The 13285-nt window shown below is 64.0% G+C and carries 13 protein-coding genes; 6 read left to right on the plus strand and 7 right to left on the minus strand.

Features of this window, described 5'->3' with window-relative positions:
• Positions 1-21 precede the first annotated feature (21 nt).
• Complete coding sequence (locus QTL98_RS09730) at positions 22-990, minus strand: 2-hydroxyacid dehydrogenase (RefSeq protein WP_445682019.1); 969 nt, start codon at positions 988-990, stop codon at positions 22-24.
• A gap of 205 nt (positions 991-1195) precedes the next feature.
• Here QTL98_RS09730 and QTL98_RS09735 point away from each other — a divergent pair, with 205 nt between their 5' ends.
• Positions 1196-1993 carry a cell envelope integrity EipB family protein gene (locus QTL98_RS09735; RefSeq protein WP_445682020.1) on the plus strand — a complete coding sequence of 266 codons (798 nt, stop codon included), beginning with the start codon at positions 1196-1198 and terminating at the stop codon, positions 1991-1993.
• Here QTL98_RS09735 and QTL98_RS09740 read toward each other — a convergent pair.
• Entirely contained in the window at positions 1936-3366 is a 1431-nt protein-coding gene (locus QTL98_RS09740) for a DNA polymerase IV (RefSeq protein ID WP_445682021.1), read from the minus strand. The genes QTL98_RS09735 and QTL98_RS09740 overlap by 58 nt on opposite strands.
• Before the next feature lie 319 nt (positions 3367-3685).
• Here QTL98_RS09740 and QTL98_RS09745 point away from each other — a divergent pair, with 319 nt between their 5' ends.
• Together QTL98_RS09745 and QTL98_RS09750 are read left to right on the plus strand one after the other, a co-directional pair.
• Complete coding sequence (locus QTL98_RS09745; RefSeq protein ID WP_445682125.1) at positions 3686-4042, plus strand: response regulator; 357 nt, start codon at positions 3686-3688, stop codon at positions 4040-4042.
• Between the two features lie 6 nt (positions 4043-4048).
• A complete protein-coding gene (locus QTL98_RS09750; RefSeq protein ID WP_445682022.1) occupies positions 4049-5458 on the plus strand; it encodes a PleD family two-component system response regulator in 1410 nt (469 codons plus the stop codon).
• Positions 5459-5585: 127 nt separating this feature from the next.
• Here the strand turns inward: QTL98_RS09750 and rpmG are convergent, their stop codons facing one another.
• The 4 genes from rpmG to QTL98_RS09770 all read right to left on the minus strand — a co-directional run bounded on the left by rpmG (position 5586) and on the right by QTL98_RS09770 (position 8622).
• On the minus strand, positions 5586-5753 hold the full coding sequence (gene rpmG / locus QTL98_RS09755; RefSeq protein WP_445682023.1) for a 50S ribosomal protein L33: 168 nt from the start codon (positions 5751-5753) through the stop codon (positions 5586-5588).
• 105 nt (positions 5754-5858) lie between these two features.
• Positions 5859-7478: a S41 family peptidase gene (locus tag QTL98_RS09760; protein WP_445682126.1), complete on the minus strand. Its 1620-nt coding sequence runs from the start codon at positions 7476-7478 to the stop codon at positions 5859-5861.
• Between the two features lie 17 nt (positions 7479-7495).
• Positions 7496-7873 (minus strand): DUF983 domain-containing protein, encoded by a 378-nt coding sequence (locus tag QTL98_RS09765; protein WP_445682024.1) that lies wholly within the window; start codon positions 7871-7873, stop codon positions 7496-7498.
• Positions 7874-7977: 104 nt separating this feature from the next.
• Complete coding sequence (locus QTL98_RS09770; protein WP_445682025.1) at positions 7978-8622, minus strand: histidine phosphatase family protein; 645 nt, start codon at positions 8620-8622, stop codon at positions 7978-7980.
• Between the two features lie 220 nt (positions 8623-8842).
• On the opposite strand from QTL98_RS09770, the gene QTL98_RS09775 reads away from it, so the two are divergent.
• The 3 genes from QTL98_RS09775 to QTL98_RS09785 all read left to right on the plus strand — a co-directional run bounded on the left by QTL98_RS09775 (position 8843) and on the right by QTL98_RS09785 (position 10907).
• Positions 8843-9064 (plus strand): CbtB domain-containing protein, encoded by a 222-nt coding sequence (locus QTL98_RS09775; protein ID WP_445682026.1) that lies wholly within the window; start codon positions 8843-8845, stop codon positions 9062-9064.
• Positions 9065-9082: 18 nt separating this feature from the next.
• On the plus strand, positions 9083-9901 hold the full coding sequence (locus QTL98_RS09780) for a CbtA family protein (RefSeq protein WP_445682027.1): 819 nt from the start codon (positions 9083-9085) through the stop codon (positions 9899-9901).
• Positions 9902-10145: 244 nt separating this feature from the next.
• Complete coding sequence (locus QTL98_RS09785; protein WP_445682028.1) at positions 10146-10907, plus strand: substrate-binding periplasmic protein; 762 nt, start codon at positions 10146-10148, stop codon at positions 10905-10907.
• A 30-nt stretch (positions 10908-10937) separates the two neighbouring features.
• Here QTL98_RS09785 and rnr read toward each other — a convergent pair whose 3' ends face one another.
• Entirely contained in the window at positions 10938-13271 is a 2334-nt protein-coding gene (rnr, locus tag QTL98_RS09790) for a ribonuclease R (RefSeq protein ID WP_445682029.1), read from the minus strand.
• Between the last annotated feature and the right edge of the window lie 14 nt (positions 13272-13285).

The raw sequence follows: 13285 nt of genomic DNA on the forward strand, positions 1-13285 counted from the left end.
CCTCTTCCTGTATGTTGGGGCTCAGGCGATACGGTCGGGCGGTTCCTGCCCGGCAAAGACTGCCGCCAGATTGTCGAGCGCCTTGAAGCAAACGGCATTGCGGGTCTCGGTGGTGGCGCTGCCGATATGCGGCAGCAGCACGACATTCTCCAGTTCGAGATAACCCGGATTGATATTCGGCTCGTTCTCGAACACGTCGAGGCCGGCGGCATAGAGCCGGCCTTCCTTGAGCGCGGCGATCAGGGCGGCATCGTCCAGCACGGCGCCGCGCGCGGTATTGATGACGATGGCCGACGGCTTCATCTGTGCGATCTTGGCGGCGTCGAGCCAGTGATAGGTCTCGGCCGTCGACGGGCAGTGCAGGGAAAGGAAATCAATCTCGCCGAGGAAGCCGGAGAGATCGGGGTGGTAGATGGCGCCCTGTTCCTGCTCGGGCGGCAGGCGGCGGCGGCCGGCATAGTGGATTTCCATGTTCAGGGCGCGGGCACGGGTGGCAAGCGCCTGGCCGATACGGCCCATGCCATAGATGCCGAGCTTCTTGCCGCTGACTTCGATGCCCATGATCGAGGAAGCCGGGGTGTAGCCGCCCCATTTGCCGGCGCGCACCTGCCGCTCGGCCTCGCCGGTACGGCGGGCGGCGGACAGCATGAGGACGAGCGCGATATCGGCAGTCGAGTCCGTCAGCACGTCCGGGGTGTTGGTCACGATAAGGCCGCGCTCGCGGGCGGCCTCAAGATCGATATGGTCAAATCCCACCGAAACGGTCGCAACAGCCTTCACCGATGCCGGCAGGGCAAAGATCATCTCGCGGTCAAAGCGTACAGCCGGGGAAATCAGCAGGCAGGGCGTTTCTTTGGCGCCCTCCAGAATCTCTTCCCGGGTCATCGAACCGCCATTGGCGCCGCGCTTCGGCGAAAATTCTGCGTCCAGCCGTGCCTCAACGGCTGCCGGAAGGCGGTTGGTGACGAGAACGTTGCGATTTTTGCTCATGGATTGTCCCTAAAACAGCCTAGACTGCCATTTGTCGAGGTTGAAGAATGCCTTATCCGCGCCGCAGTGTGGCGCAAGGGTCAGAGCGATGATTTTGAGGCCGGGGCTTATGTTATTCCACCGCGTGCTGTTATCCGCCAGCCTTGCGTTCACATTTACCGCCGGAGTTGCCCTTGCCGGGCCGGCTCCCGCGACGCCGGGGCCCTTGCCGCCCGCAAGCGCGAATGTCGTGCCGCACCGGGCGCTCTACGACATCACCCTTGCCCGCAGTTCATCCAACAGCCAGGTGACAGCGGCCTCCGGCAAGATGAGCTTTGAATGGGCTGATGCGTGCGACGGCTGGATCACCAACCAGCGCTACGATCTTGCCTACAGCTACCGCGACGGCGACGACGTGCAGATCCGCAACGACTTCGTCTCCTGGGAATCGAAGGACGGCAACAGGCTGCAGTTCCATGTGCGCAAGCTGGTGAATGGCGACCTCGACGAGGCGATCGAGGGGACGGCCGAGCGCAGCGGCGGGCAGATGGTGGCGCATTTTACCCAGCCGGAGGAAAAGGACATCCCGCTTGCGGCGGATACCCTGTTCCCGACCGCGCACACCCTGCAGCTTATGCAGGCGGTGGGGCATGGCCCGAGCCTCTTGTTCCGCAAGCTGTTTGACGGCAGCGACATGGACAGCGGCGTTTCCGTCAATGCCGTGATCAGCCGGGCGCCGCGCGGGGGCAGTGCGGAAGAAGCTGCCGACAAGTTGCCGACGCAAAAGACCGCTGACGGCAAGGAAGGCAAGAAGGCCATCGATGCCCGGCTGCTGGCCTCTCCGGCCAAGTCGGTCTCGCTCGCCTTCTTTGCTCCGGATGGCGGCGATGCCAGCCCGGAATATGAGATGTCGTTCGACCTGCATGAAAATGGCGTCGCCAGTGACATGCTGATGAATTACGGCGATTACGTCCTGTCGGCGCGCCTGCTCGCGCTGGAGCCGTTACCGTCCGGCGGCTGCTGATCCGCTGCGCTTTCGCGCTTTGAGGGTTTTGGGGCCAGCGGGTCGATGATGCGCGGGCGGGGCTCATGCGGCTTCCTGCTGGGCAGGGCGCGGCCTTTCATGATCGCTTCGTCTCCCATGCGGCCCCGGAGAGCTTCCATCGCCGCTTCCACTTTCTTGCGCTTGGGCAGGCCGGGATCGAGCAGGTCCGGCGGGTCGGCATCCTCTCCCGGCCTCAGGTGCGAGCAGCCGACGCCGATCAGCCGGTAGCGCACCGCTCCGGTTGCTTCCGGTGCCAGCAGGGCGGCGGCAGTGCGAAAGAGCGTATCCGCCAGCTGGGTTGGCGCCTCCAGCGTGCGCGAGCGGGTGACCGCCTTGAAGTCCCCGGTGCGCAGCTTGAGCGTGATGGTCTGGGCGGAAAAACCGGCCTTGCGCAGGCGGTGAGCCACTTTTTCGCACAGCGGCCACAAGATGGCGCGCAGTGCGGCAAGGCCGGCGATATCCTTGTCGAAGGTGGTTTCGCTGGAAATGGCCTTGGCAACGCCATCAGGCTCCACCTTGCGCTCATCAAGCCCCTGCGACAGGCGCCAGAGATGCGGGCCCATGCGGCCGTAACGCTTCATCAGCAGCTTTTCATCGAGCCCGCGAATCTGGCCGATGGTGTGGATGCCATCGCCGGCCAGCTTCTGCTGCATGGCCTTGCCGACACCCCAGATGAGCGACACCGGCTTGGGGGCCAGGAAATCCAGCGTCTCCGCCTTGCCGATGATGGAGAAGCCGCGCGGCTTGTCGAGGTCGGACGCAACCTTGGCGAGGAACTTGTTGTGGCTGAGGCCTATGGAGACGGTGACGCCGACTTCTTGCTCGATCCGGCGGGCAAGGCGCACGAGGGTGAGGGCAGGAGGGCCGCCATGCAGCGCTTCAGTACCGCCCAGATCGAGAAAGGCCTCATCGATGGAAAGCGGCTCCACCAGCGGCGTCAGGTCCTGCATCAGCGAGCGCACCTTGCGCCCGGCTTCGACGTACCGCGCCATATCCGGCTTGATGACCACGGCATCCGGGCAGAGCTGCAAGGCCTTGAACATCGGCATGGCCGAACGCACACCGCTGATGCGTGCGATATAGCAGGCGGTGGAGACGACGCCGCGCGGTCCTGTGCCGCCAACGATCACGGCACGGGAGGCAAGTTCCGGCCTATCCCTTTTTTCTACCGAGGCATAAAAGGCATCGCAGTCCAGATGGGCGATGGAAAGGCTGGTCAACTCAAGGTGGCTGATGAGCCTCGGAGACCCGCAGAAAGGGCAGCGCGCAGATTTTCCCGGACGATCGCCGGCAATCTGGGGTGGTGTTTTGCGGTCGATGGGCCGCGTGCAATCCCGACATATCTCAAGCACTTGACCACCACTGCGCGTGAAACCTTCACCGCCCGTTAACTTATTCTGTGAATATTGGGCTACGATAGCGTAAAACGAAATTCAAAGAGGCATGCCATAATAAGGGGTGCCGCCGACCGTGCCGGAGCGGATAACCGCTGACGGCATAGAAGCGATCCGGATAAGATCGCAATAACAAAATCAGGGCGTACCAGATTGCCGGCGCCCCGCCTTGGTGGCGGGCCTTGCCGGCCGGCTGAGCAGGGGCCAGAACCGGGATGAAGCTGACTTGAATCTGAGCCAGAATACCGCAGGAGCGCCGCGAGCTGCGCCGGCCAAGATGGTGCTGATCGTTGAAGACAACGATCTCAACATGAAGCTTTTCAACGACCTGCTCGAAGCCCACGGCTACGGCACCATCCAGACCAAGGATGGCCTTGAGGCGCTTCGTATCGCCCGCAGCCAACGCCCCGATCTCATTCTGATGGACATCCAGCTGCCCGAAGTCTCCGGCCTTGAGGTCACCAAGTGGCTCAAGGAGGATGATGAACTGCGCAGCATTCCGGTGATTGCCGTGACGGCCTTTGCCATGAAGGGCGATGAGGAGAAGATCCGCGAGGGCGGGTGCGAGGACTACATCGCCAAACCGATCTCGGTGATGAACTTCATCGAGACCATCCGCCGTTACCTGGACTGACCCGCAATGTCTGCCCGCGTCCTCGTCGTCGATGATGTACTGCCGAACGTCAAGCTGCTTCAGGCCAAGCTGACGCGGGAGTATTTTGACGTGGTGACCGCCTTTGACGGGCGGCAGGCGCTGGAGGTTGCCCACCAGCAGCACCCCGACATCATCCTGCTCGACATCATGATGCCGGGCATGGACGGGTTCGAGGTGTGCGAACTCCTGAAGAAGAACAGCGCCACCATGCACATTCCGGTGATCATGGTGACAGCGCTGTCCGACACGTCGGACCGTGTGCGCGGTCTTGAGGTGGGAGCGGACGATTTCCTGACCAAGCCGGTGAATGACGTGGCGCTGTTTGCCCGCGTGCGTTCGCTGGTGCGGCTCAAGATGATGATGGACGAGTGGCGCCTGCGCCAGCAGACCTCCGGCCAGCTGGGCGTGATGGTGGGCGACAGCTCGCTGATGGACGCACCCACACGCAATGCCCGCATCCTGGTGCTGGATGACAGCGCCGTGGATATCGAGCGCATCGTGGAGACGCTGAAGCTCGACCAGCATGAGGTGAAGACGGCCCGCACGCTCGCCGACGCGATGGACCATGCAGCTTCAGACGAGTTCGAGCTGTTTGTCGTCAGCCTGACGCTGCTGGATGAAGATGGCCTGCGCCTTGTCAGCCAGCTGCGCTCGCGCGAGAGCACGCGGCAGATCCCCATCCTGCTGATCGCGGACGAGGGTGACCTGCAGCGTACGGTCAAGGGCCTCGATCTTGGCGCCAACGACTATCTGATGAAGCCGATGGACCGCAACGAGCTGCTGGCCCGCGTGCGCACGCAGGTGCGGCGCAAGCGGTTCCAGGATCAGCTGCGGCGCTCCTACGAGCGCAGCCTCTCCATGGCGATGACGGACAGCCTGACCGGGCTTTATAACCGCCGCTACACGATGGCGCATCTGGAGCGGGTCATCCAGAGCATCGGCGAGGCGGGCAAGCCCGTCTCGGTGCTGATGATCGATATCGACCATTTCAAGAACGTGAATGACAGCTTCGGTCACAGCATCGGCGATGAGGTGCTGAAGGAAATCTCGGTACGCCTCTCCGACAACCTGCGCAGCTTCGATCTGGTCGGCCGTCTGGGCGGCGAGGAATTCGTCATCATCATGCCGGATACCTCGCTCGAAAACGCCATGCTGGTGGGCGAGCGCCTGCGGGCACGGGTGGCCGGCAAGCCCTTTATCGTCGGATCGCTCTCCACGCAGCTGGAAGTGACCATCAGCGTGGGTGCCAGCGTGTGCACCGATCCGGAAGAGCCGGTGGACCGGGTGCTGCACCGGGCGGACATGGCGCTTTATGCGGCCAAGAATGCCGGCCGCAACAAGGTGGTCGCCGACGATGTCGACGGCGGTTCGGCAGCGAGCGTCGCCGGCGCCTGAGAGGCAGCGCTGCTGCCAGCAAGAGATCAGGATCAAAACAAAAGGCCGCTTCGATGTCGAAGCGGCCTTTTGTTTTGCAGGTCTGGAAAACGCGTTCGGCGCCCAGTGACCAGATAACTTTTACAAGTTACTTGATCTTGGCTTCCTTGAACACAACGTGCTTGCGCGCACGCGGGTCGTACTTGCGCATTTCCATCTTTTCGGTCTGCGTGCGCGGGTTCTTCTTCTTCACGTAGAAGTAGCCCGTGCCAGCAGAGCTGACCATGCGGATCAGTTGGGTAGCCGGCTTGGCCATGGTACTCGAACTCCGAAAGACAATTTCAAAGCAAAATCTGGACGCGGAACATAGGGCCTCACGCGCAGAAGTCAAGCGCCAAGCGCACCTTGCCTGCGCAAGGCATCAATGCTGGGCGGGGGTAATATAGCCCTCGGCGACCGCAGAGGCGGTTTCGCCCCGGGTCTGCAAGGCAATCGCACGCTGGAAGAGCAGCGAGTTGCTGGCCACCCCAAGGGCAAGGTCGAGGTCGACGCCGTGCTTTTCCCGCGAGGGCGGGCAGCTGCGGCGATAATCGGCCAGGGCATCCCGGTCGGTCGCGGCGGCGGCCTGCAAGGCAAGAACACCGCTGACCGTCGGCAGGCCATTGATGCGCAGCCGGCCCAGAACCTCGTCGACATCGCCCTCCTTGAGGGCAGTGGTGCAGATGGTGGGATAAACGCCGAGCCGGTTGAGCGTGGCACCGGAGGGGGAATAGAGCCGCGACCAGGTAAGGAAGAGCTCGGCCTGGTTGGGCAGGCGGGTCACGGTCTGCACGCTGCCCTTGCCATAGGAAACCGTGCCGATGACGGCGGCACGCTCGCTGTCGCGCAAGGCGGCGGCCATCACTTCGGCCGCCGAGGCTGTTCCGCCATCGATCAGCACGACAAGCGGCAGGCCATGGGCCTGATCGCCGGGATGGGCCATGTAGCGCTGCATGCTGTCGGGATGGCGTCCGCGCGCCTCGCTGATCAGGCCGCTATCCATGAAGAGATCGGCACTGGCGATAGCCTGATCGAGCAGCCCGCCGGGATTGCCGCGCAGATCGAGCACGAAGCCCTTCAGCCGGGCGCCATAGGCATGCATCTCGTAGATGGCGCGGGCGAGATTGGCGGCGGTTGCGGTGTTGAAACGGTCAATCGACAGCACGCCGACGCCATCGTCGAAGCGGGCAGTCACGCTGTTGCGCACCACCCGCTCGCGGGTAACGGAGACGGTGCGGAACGAGCCGTTGCCATCCTCTATCCCCAGCGTGACGACGCTGTTGAGCGGCCCGTGCATCATCTCCATCGCGTCATCTTCGCTGAGGCGGCGGGTGGGGATGCCATCGATGGAGGTAAGGCGCTCGCCAATGGCAAGGCCGGAGCGTTCGGCAGTAGAGCCGGTGAAGATATCGACGATGGTCGGCCATTCGCCCTGCTGGGCAAGCGAGATGCCGATGCCGCCATAACCGTCGCGGTCGGCGCGCTCGACACGGGCATGGTCCGGATCGCTGTAGCGCGAATATTCATCGAGATCGTGCACGACATGGCCGAGCACAGCGGAATAGACCGCATCGGCCGTGGTGCCGCGCAGCGGCGGCGACCAGGTGGCGGCATAACCGGCCATCTGCGCGATCAGATGGCCCCAGCCGCGTGCATCGTGCTGGGCGGGTGCCGGCAGGGCCAGCACCTTGCGCTCGCCGCTATAGAGCTGGACCATACCGCTTTCGAGCGTGGCCCTGATATTGGGGTCGAGCGCGGAGAGGCCGTTGATGCCGTCGACCGCCATCACGCGGATATCGACAGGATCGACAAACACTTCGTCAATGCGCTCGAAACCGACGATAAAGACACGCTCATCCAGCGCCGGGCCTGCTGCTGCCGGTTCGGCAGAGGGGCCCGGGGTGGACATGCAGCTGGAACACACCAGCATAAGGCCGGTGAGCAGGGCGCCGTGCCAGAGGCGGCGCAGCCGGGAGCGCTGCGGGACGACCAGCGGCCCCACAACGTTCAATCCCGGTTTCAGCCTCTTATCCCCAGCGACCATTGTGTTCCGATCACCGCTCCCTTGATGCGCGGCAGCAGCAGGAAAGTAAGTGCCAGCGTCGTCGGCACCCAGATTAGCATATGTAGCCAAACGGGTGGATGCTGCAAACGCTCCAAAAGAAACAGCGCGGGGATGATGATGTGACCGACAATAAGTACGGTGAAGTAGGGCGGGGCATCGTCGGCGCGGAACTCACCGAGATTGAGTCCGCATTTGCGGCAGACCGGCTCAACTTTGAGAAAGCCGCGAAAAAGGGTGGCTTCACCACATTGCGGGCAGCATCTGCTGAAGCCGCGGCCGAGGCCGCGCAGGGTGCGGGAAAGTTGTGATCCGCCGTAGATTTCTCTGGCCATTGGCCATGTCCTTGAAAGCGTCAATCGCATGCCGCCCGATGGCGGATGCAGCTTTTCTATAACATCAAGGCGACTTGCCGAGGGCCCTTTTCGCCGCAGGGCTGTTACGCGGGGCGCGCGGCCCGCGGGGTGCGGGCCTGTGTTCGCAGGGCGCCGAGGCCCGGCGGTGGAATCAATGCGGCGACTGCCCAGCCCGAGGGGCTGCGCCGGCCGGCGCCGGTAAGCTTGAGAAGGGTGAGCGGCAGGATATCGACGGCAAAAAAACTGGCTGCCGGCGCCGCCAGCGCGTGCAACAGGGCCGCGCGCAGCACGAACGGCGAGGCAATGGCAAGTGTGCTGCCGGGGGCATTCCACCCGTCGAGCCAGCCGCCGATACGGGACTGGAAGGCCAGCCGGCTTTCGCCGCCCGGCGGGGCGACAGCAGGGTCCTGCATCCAGCGCGAAAAGGCCGGTCCCTGCGTTTGCGCAAGCTGCCCGGCATCAAGCCCTGCCCAGCTACCGGCATCGTAGCCGGCGAGCGCGGGAGTGGGCGCTGCATAGCCATGGCCGATCAGCGTAGCGGTTTCCGCCGCCGCGGCATTAGGAGCGACGAGGGTGCGGCGATAGCGCGGCAGGGTCGGCGCTAGCGCCTGAACCCGGCGGCGGGCCGGCGCTTCCAGTACATCGGCGGCGCCGGCAAAGGCGGCGGCACGCAGCGCGGGGGTCGCGCCATGGCACAGCAGATAGAGGGTCGGGGGAGAAGAGGTCATGAATCCTTGAAAAGACATGTGGGAACGGGTGAGCGATGTTTGACAGTCAAGCCATCGCAACCTTAATCTAACGCCGTCGGCCGTGGAATGTGGAAGCCGGTGCAAACCCGGCGCGGTCGCGCCACTGTAACCAGCCCTTCGAGAATGTTGAGGGGACGGGAGTCAGACCTTCTTCCACGGCGTTATCTGTCTTGCGGGACGCGTATCCCAGGAGCTTTTCATGACCGACGCCGCTTATTCCACGGGTGCCCTTCCGGCTATCGAACCCGTTTCCATTCCCCTGAAGGCGCTGCTGCCCTGGGCGATTTTCGCCGGGCTTGTGTTTGTGCTGGCGATCTATTTCGTCGGTGTGGAGGAGGGGGCGCTCTCGCTCATCTCCGGCACTTCCGTGCACGAATTCGTGCATGACGGCCGCCACCTGCTGGGTTTCCCCTGCCACTAAGACCCGCTGGAGGGGAACATGATCGCACAGCTTCTGGCACGGGGCCTGATTGCAGGCCTCGTCGCCGGTCTTTTGGCTTTTGGTATCGCCCGGGTTTTCGGCGAGCCGCAGGTCAACCTCGCCATCGCTTTTGAAGAAGCCTCCGAAGCAGCCGCCCCGCATGAACACGCGCATGACCATGATCATGTCGCAGGGGCGCAAGAGACGGAGGGCCAGTCGGCGGCGCCTGCCGGCCACAGCCATGGTGAGGAGGCCCTTGTCAGCCGCGATACGCAGGCAGGCCTCGGGCTCTTTGTCGGGGTGATGGTTTATGCCACGGCCGTGGGCGGCCTTTTTGCGCTCGCTTTTGCCTTCTGTTACGGGCGGGTGGGGGCGCTCTCCGCACGGCCGCTGGCGGCATTGCTGGCACTCGGGGCCTTTATCGCCTTCTGCGTCGTGCCGGCAATCAAATATCCGCCCAACCCGCCGGCTGTCGGCGTGGGGGAGACCATCGCTTGGCGTACTGAGCTGCATTTCATCCTGCTGTTCTTCACTCTTGTGCTGATCGGTCTTGCGGCCTGGCTTCGCGGCCGGCTTGCCGCCAGCCTTGGCGGCTGGAATGCCGGTATCGTGGCGGTCGCCGCCTTGGTGGTCGCCATCGGCATCGTGACGGCCCTGCTGCCGGCGGTGAACGAAGTGCCAGACGATTTTTCAGCCACGCTGCTGTGGCGGTTCCGGATGACGGCCATGGGCATCCAGCTTGGCCTGTGGAGCGTCATCGGTCTTGTCTTCGGGGCGCTTGCGGCGCCGGTCGTGGGTGAGAGGCGGCGCGCCGCTGCCAGGGCCGTCTTCGGCTAGGGTTTTCAGACTTCGCCCCTATAAAGCCGACGATTTTCAGGATCGTCGGCTTTTTTCTTGTGCCGGTGCCGGCAAGTTTAATCGAACTTTCATCGAATCCGGCTTTGATAGCCGGGATCAAAGGCAAAGAGCCCATCCTCACCGGGAATGGGCCGAACCGGGGGGCTGATGCCGGGGCTCGCAAGCAGCCTTCTGCATCACGCCATGGCACCATCAGGTGAAGAAATCGTAGCGGAGCCATTCGATGTCCCTGCGCGCTTTCTTGTCTCTTTTTCTTCCGGGCCGGGCCGCCACCCTCAGCCTGGCGCTGGTGCTTTTCCATGCCGGCCCGGCACTTGCCGAGACCTTTCACCTCGCCTCGCTGGAATGGCCGCCCTATGCCAGCGCCAGGGAGAAGGATGGCGGCACCAGCACGCGCATCCTGCGCCAGGCCTTCGACGCCGCCGGCGCGTCGCTGGTGGTGGATTTCCTGCCGTGGGAGCGCGCGGTGGTGAGCGGCACTACCGGAGCCGGCTATGTCGGGTACGGGCCGGAATATTATGACCGCAGCCTCGATGCCGAGGTGTCCGGGACACGCTGCCTTTATTCCCGGCCCTTTCAGCGCGGGCCGCTGGGCTTCGTGATGCGGCGCGACCGGCCGCTGGAATGGCAGGATTTGCCGGACCTTGTCGGCAAACATATCGGTGTCGTCTCTGGCTACATGAATACGGCAGCCTTCGACGGCATGGTGGTTCGCGGCACGGTGCGGGCGGAAACGGCCCCCGATGACGTCACCAATGTGCGCAAGGTGGCGCTCGGCCGGCTGGATGCGGCGGTCATCGACAGCAATGTGCTGGACTATCTGCTGCAGACGGTCCCCGACCTTGCGCCCTTTCGCACAGCGCTGACGATGAGCACGCCATTGTTGGCCCAAAAGGAGCTCTTCGTCTGTTTTCGTAATGATGCCAGTGGCCGGGCGGCACGCGAGGTCTTCAACAGCGGGCTTGCCAGCCTGCCGGGGCAATAGGGGCAGCGCTGCCGCCCCTGGAATCGCTTTTTAGCGCTTGCCCGGACCTTTGCGCCCGCCGCTTTTGCTGCCGCCGCGGCTGCCGGCCTTGCCGGACTGGCCTTCCTTGCGGGCCTTGGAGACGGCGCGCGCCTTTTTCATGTTGGAGCGCTTTTCCACCATCCGGCGATGACGGCTGCCGCCATCATTGAGCACGTCGAAATTGGTGATCGGCGCATAGGGCAGGTCCGCGCCGTCCGGATTCTCGATGCGGAAGAGGGTGCTGCCGCTCAGGCCATCCGCCTCCAGCAGCGTGACCTCCACACGGGCGCCGAGGCGGTAGACGCGGTGATGGCGCCGACCGATCAGCGCATGGCGCTGCTCGTCATGCACATAATAATCATCCGGCAGCGTGCTCATGGGCACGAGGCCGTCAGCGCCGGTTTCATCCAGCACCACGAAGCAGCCGAAGCGGGTGACGGAGGAGATGCGGCCGGCAAAACGCGCACCCACCTTGTCGCTGAGATAGGCGGCAACATAGCGGTTGGCGGCATCACGCTCGGCGGCAATCGCCCGGCGCTCGGTGCGGGAGATGTGGTCGCACGCCTCTTCCAGCGCCAGATGCGCGGTCACCAGTTCTCCTTCGCCAAGGCGATAGGCCTTGATGAGAGAGCGGTGGACGATGAGGTCAGAATAACGCCGGATCGGCGAGGTGAAGTGGGCATAGCGATGCAGGGCAAGGCCGAAATGCCCGATATTCTCGGGCGCATAGACGGCCTGGGCCTGGCAACGCAGCACACTTTCGTTGATCAGCACCTTTTCCGGCTTGTCGACCGCCAGCTCCAGGATGTGGCGGAAGTTGGAAGGCTTGAGGCTGCCGGTGGCGAGCGAATAACCGAAGCTCTCCAGCATCTGGCGCAGGCCGACCAGCCGGTCTTCCGACGGCTGGTCGTGCACACGGTAGACGCAGGGGGCTTCCTTGGCCTCCAGCGCTTCGGCAGCAGCGACGTTGGCGAGGATCATGAACTCCTCGACAAGGCGGTGGCTGTCGAGGCGGGCACGGGTGCCGATGGTGGCAACCTTGCCCTCAGGGCTCATTTTCACCACCCGCTCCGGCAGATCGAGATCAAGCGTGCCGCGCCGGTCGCGCGCCTTCTGCAGAACCTTGAAAGCCTCGTAGAGCGGCTTGATGACCGTCTCCATCAGCGGGGCGGTCTTTTCGTCGGTATTGCCGTCGGCAGCTTCCTGCACCTGCTCGTACACGAGGCGGGCGGCCGAGCGCATCATGCCGCGCACGAACTTGTGGCGCTTGAGCTTGCCATGCTCGTCGATCCACATATGCGCGGCAAGGCAGGGCCTGTCCTCATGCGGGCGCAGCGAGCACAGATCGTTGGAAAGCCGCTCCGGCAGCATCGGCACGACGCGGTCGGGGAAATAACAGCTGTTGCCACGCTCATAGGCAGCCTTGTCGAGCGGCGAGCCCTGGCGGACGTAATAGGCGACATCGGCAATGGCAACGATGAGATGCCAGCCTTCCTCGGTCGGTTCGGCAAAGACGGCATCGTCGAAATCGCGCGCATCGAGCCCGTCGATGGTGACGAGCGGGATGGTGCGCAGATCCTCGCGCCCGTCCATGCCCGGCGGCTCCGCCTCGGCGGCTTGGTCCAGCGCCTCCTGCGGGAAATCGACCGGGATGCCCTGCTCGTGGATGGCAAGCAGGCTGGCGGCGCGCGGATCGTCGGCACGGCCCAGCACCTCGATCACACGGACCATGCGCTGGTGGCGCATCGAACGGGGCAACAGCTCGCCTACGACCACATCGCCTTCCTCGGCCTCGGCAAGGTCGGTCACCTTGGCCATGAAGTCGCTCTTGAGGCGCTTGTCGGCGGGAACGATGAAGGCAAAACCGCCGGAGATGCGCTCGACCTTGCCGACGACACGCGGCGGCGCATCGGCCAGCACGCGGATGACGGCGGCATTGTAGGTGCCGTCTTCATTGCGGTTCAGGCGGGCCAGCAAGCGCACGCGCTCCGCCAGTTCGCCCTGATGGCGGCTGCCGGGGTTCACATAGATGAGCGGCGGCGCCTCTTCATTGTCCCACTTGGCAGGACGCGCGATCAGTTCGCCATCGGCATCGGGGCCGACGACATCGATTACGCTCACGGCAGGCAGGCTCATCGGCGGGGCAACCTTGCGGCCGCCCTGACGCTCCAGCGCGCCTTCATCTTCCAGCGTCTTTAACAGATCCCTCAGCCAGCGCCGCTGGGCGCCCTTGAGGTTGAAGATGCGCGAGAGATCGCGCACGCCAATCGGGCCGGTGGCGGTGCGGATACGCTCCAGCACCTCCTCACGGGTAGGCAGGCCTTCGCCAGCAAAATCTTCCATACTCACTCCCGGCG

It is taken from the genome of Radicibacter daui, from assembly GCA_030657355.1.
Lineage (GTDB): Bacteria > Pseudomonadota > Alphaproteobacteria > Radicibacterales > Radicibacteraceae > Radicibacter > Radicibacter daui.